This is a genomic window from Tepidimonas sp., assembly GCF_046292505.1.
Taxonomy (GTDB): Bacteria; Pseudomonadota; Gammaproteobacteria; order Burkholderiales; family Burkholderiaceae_C; genus Tepidimonas.
The window spans coordinates 1-1,231 of record NZ_JBKBQX010000097.1 but is presented as its reverse complement, the minus strand read 5'-3'; the positions used below and the strand labels follow the sequence as shown (position 1 = coordinate 1,231).

The 1,231-nt window shown below is 57.8% G+C and carries 1 protein-coding gene; it reads right to left on the bottom strand.

Annotation, left to right across the window (positions count from 1 at the left end; all coding sequences use genetic code 11):
• Positions 1–49: 49 nt before the first annotated feature.
• The coding region (locus ACK4TH_RS11930; RefSeq protein WP_409626750.1) for a DNA polymerase at positions 50–1,231 on the bottom strand (1,182 nt) is incomplete at its 5' end.

Sequence of the window (1,231 nt, the reverse complement as noted above, 5' to 3'; positions counted from 1 at the left end):
GCTGTCCAATTCAAGCTGGCTCGTGGCCCAGCATGCCCTGCACGAGGCATCACGATTGAACGATGCCAGGGTGCGCCGCACGCCAGCCGTTGACGATGATCTTGATTGCCGTCCATTCGCGCTCTTGCAAACCGGATTTGTCCGTCGCCTTTTCGTAGCCTGCGGCTGTCTTATCCCATATCTCTGCGGACGTAACTTCCTTGACGGCCTTGGCAATCTCGTAAGGGTTGACGTTGTAGACTTCGCCCATATCCATAACGGCCCCGACGCCGCCTTGATAACCGAGGGCAAGTTCCTGGACTTTGCCGATCTGGCGCTGGGCTTTCGTTACGGTTTCGATGGCCGTGTTAAACGACTTGGCGTAGGCGACTTTATACAGGTCCGGTCCAATGCCTGCGTCATAGGCGGCGAACGCGTCCAGCTTCCATTGCTCGTTAGCCAGCCACGCGTTTACACGCCCCTCGATGTTGGAGTAGTCACCGCCGACCAGCTTATGATCCGGCGCGGCCACGATCATACTGCGCAGCGCTTTCGACAGGTGCGTCATGACGTCGCCGTACACGACCATCATGCAGTCGTGTATCTCGGGAATGGTCATGTCGCTTTGCAGCAGCGATACCAAGTAATCGACCGGATGCCGTTCGTCCATGTTGTCCTGGTCGAAACGCGGAAGGTTCTGCGGCTGAATGAGCCGTCCGCCCCAACGCCCGGTCTTGGCAGCGTGGTAGGCGAGCAAGCCGCGCGCCCGTTCGTCATTGCAGATACATTCGAGCATCGCCTTGTACTTGGCGGTGCTGGTCTTGTTGGCAGACTTGCGTAGCTCTACGGCTTCCTTGATCGCCTGCTTGTCGATCACTTCGGCCTGGAAGACGATGTCTTCCATGTCGCCTTTCTTGACAGACGTACATGCAACGCCGTTCGCCGTTATCCACTCAGCGAGCTTGCCCGTCTCTGTGACTTTCTTGACGTAGCCGCCAGTGATAGAGCGCATAAGCCGGTCGGCCTGTTTCTTCGCCACGTCGACCAGCGCGTTAGCACGGTGGATCAACGGAAGATCGAGACGCACGCCGCGTTCGTTAATAACCTGATCGAACGCCCAGACGTATTGCTCGTAGTCGGTAAGTTGTGGCAGCTTCGCGTCGGCGTCGCACTCGGTTCGTACGTCCTGATCGCAGTAGGACATGAGCCGGTCGATCATATCGGGCGCGTCCCACCATATGTAATTGCCGTT